Source organism: Streptomyces sp. NPDC048603 (assembly GCF_043199475.1).
In the GTDB taxonomy this organism is placed as follows: domain Bacteria; phylum Actinomycetota; class Actinomycetes; order Streptomycetales; family Streptomycetaceae; genus Streptomyces.
In genome coordinates this window covers 1,652-4,363 of the sequence record NZ_JBICVY010000032.1, presented here as the reverse complement: position 1 = coordinate 4,363, position 2,712 = coordinate 1,652, and the positions used below count along the sequence as shown (strand labels likewise).

The following is a 2,712-nucleotide window of genomic DNA, read 5'->3' as shown; positions in this document are numbered from 1 at the left end:
CTTCAGAACTAACACAGTGGACGCGAGCAACTGAGGACAAGCCCTCGGCCTATTAGTACCAGTCAGCTCCACCCGTTACCGGGCTTCCACATCTGGCCTATCAACCCAGTCGTCTACTGGGAGCCTTACCCTCTCAAGGAGGTGGGAATACTCATCTTGAAGCAGGCTTCCCGCTTAGATGCTTTCAGCGGTTATCCCTCCCGAACGTAGCCAACCAGCCATGCCCTTGGCAGGACAACTGGCACACCAGAGGTTCGTCCGTCCCGGTCCTCTCGTACTAGGGACAGCCCTTCTCAATATTCCTACGCGCACAGCGGATAGGGACCGAACTGTCTCACGACGTTCTAAACCCAGCTCGCGTACCGCTTTAATGGGCGAACAGCCCAACCCTTGGGACCGACTCCAGCCCCAGGATGCGACGAGCCGACATCGAGGTGCCAAACCATCCCGTCGATATGGACTCTTGGGGAAGATCAGCCTGTTATCCCCGGGGTACCTTTTATCCGTTGAGCGACGGCGCTTCCACAAGCCACCGCCGGATCACTAGTCCCGACTTTCGTCCCTGCTCGACCCGTCGGTCTCACAGTCAAGCTCCCTTGTGCACTTACACTCAACACCTGATTGCCAACCAGGCTGAGGGAACCTTTGGGCGCCTCCGTTACCCTTTGGGAGGCAACCGCCCCAGTTAAACTACCCATCAGACACTGTCCCTGATCCGGATCACGGACCGAGGTTAGACATCCAGCACGACCAGAGTGGTATTTCAACGGCGACTCCACAACCACTGGCGTGGCTGCTTCAAAGTCTCCCACCTATCCTACACAAGCCGAACCGAACACCAATATCAAACTGTAGTAAAGGTCCCGGGGTCTTTCCGTCCTGCTGCGCGAAACGAGCATCTTTACTCGTAGTGCAATTTCACCGGGCCTATGGTTGAGACAGTCGAGAAGTCGTTACGCCATTCGTGCAGGTCGGAACTTACCCGACAAGGAATTTCGCTACCTTAGGATGGTTATAGTTACCACCGCCGTTTACTGGCGCTTAAGTTCTCAGCTTCGCAACCCCGAAAGGTCACTAACCGGTCCCCTTAACGTTCCAGCACCGGGCAGGCGTCAGTCCGTATACATCGCCTTACGGCTTCGCACGGACCTGTGTTTTTAGTAAACAGTCGCTTCTCGCTGGTCTCTGCGGCCACCCCCAGCTCACGGAGTAAATCCGATCACCAAGCGTGGCCCCCCTTCTCCCGAAGTTACGGGGGCATTTTGCCGAGTTCCTTAACCATAGTTCACCCGAACGCCTCGGTATTCTCTACCTGACCACCTGAGTCGGTTTAGGGTACGGGCCGCCATGAAACTCGCTAGAGGCTTTTCTCGACAGCATAGGATCATCCACTTCACCACAATCGGCTCGGCATCAGGTCTCAGCCTTAACGTGTGACGGATTTGCCTACCACACGGCCTACACCCTTACCCCGGGACTACCACCGCCCGGGCTGGACTACCTTCCTGCGTCACCCCATCGCTTACCTACTACCACCTTGGGTCAGCGGCTCCACCACTTTCCTTTCCCCGAAGGGTCCGGAACGGCTTCACGGCCTTAGCATTAATGGGCTCGATATTGGGCGTTTCAAAGCGGGTACCGGAATATCAACCGGTTGTCCATCGACTACGCCTGTCGGCCTCGCCTTAGGTCCCGACTTACCCTGGGCAGATCAGCTTGACCCAGGAACCCTTAGTCAATCGGCGCAAACGTTTCTCACGTTTGTATCGCTACTCATGCCTGCATTCTCACTCGTGAACCGTCCACAACTACCTTCCGGTGCTGCTTCACCCGGCACACGACGCTCCCCTACCCATCACAGCGGGCGTTGGCCCTATTGCTGCAATGACACGACTTCGGCGGTACGCTTGAGCCCCGCTACATTGTCGGCGCGGAATCACTTGACCAGTGAGCTATTACGCACTCTTTCAAGGGTGGCTGCTTCTAAGCCAACCTCCTGGTTGTCTGTGCGACTCCACATCCTTTCCCACTTAGCGTACGCTTAGGGGCCTTAGTCGATGCTCTGGGCTGTTTCCCTCTCGACCATGGAGCTTATCCCCCACAGTCTCACTGCCGTGCTCTCACTTACCGGCATTCGGAGTTTGGCTAAGGTCAGTAACCCGGTAGGGCCCATCGCCTATCCAGTGCTCTACCTCCGGCAAGAAACACACGACGCTGCACCTAAATGCATTTCGGGGAGAACCAGCTATCACGGAGTTTGATTGGCCTTTCACCCCTAACCACAGGTCATCCCCCAGGTTTTCAACCCTGGTGGGTTCGGTCCTCCACGAAGTCTTACCTCCGCTTCAACCTGCCCATGGCTAGATCACTCCGCTTCGGGTCTAGAGCGTGCAACTCAATCGCCCTATTCGGACTCGCTTTCGCTACGGCTTCCCCACACGGGTTAACCTCGCTACACACCGCTAACTCGCAGGCTCATTCTTCAAAAGGCACGCAGTCACGAGAGCCCGAAGGCTCCGACGCTCCCACGGCTTGTAGGCACACGGTTTCAGGTACTATTTCACTCCGCTCCCGCGGTACTTTTCACCATTCCCTCACGGTACTATCCGCTATCGGTCACCAGGGAATATTTAGGCTTAGCGGGTGGTCCCGCCAGATTCACACGGGATTTCTCGGGCCCCGTGCTACTTGGGAGATGAGCAAGCAAGCCGT

1 rRNA gene (running past one end of the window) is annotated in these 2,712 nt (G+C 56.5%); it reads right to left on the bottom strand.

Annotated elements, in window-relative coordinates:
• Positions 1 to 31: 31 nt before the first annotated feature.
• Positions 32 to 2,712: ribosomal RNA gene (locus tag ACGFQ9_RS38540) — 23S ribosomal RNA — on the bottom strand (it continues 232 nt past the right edge of the window).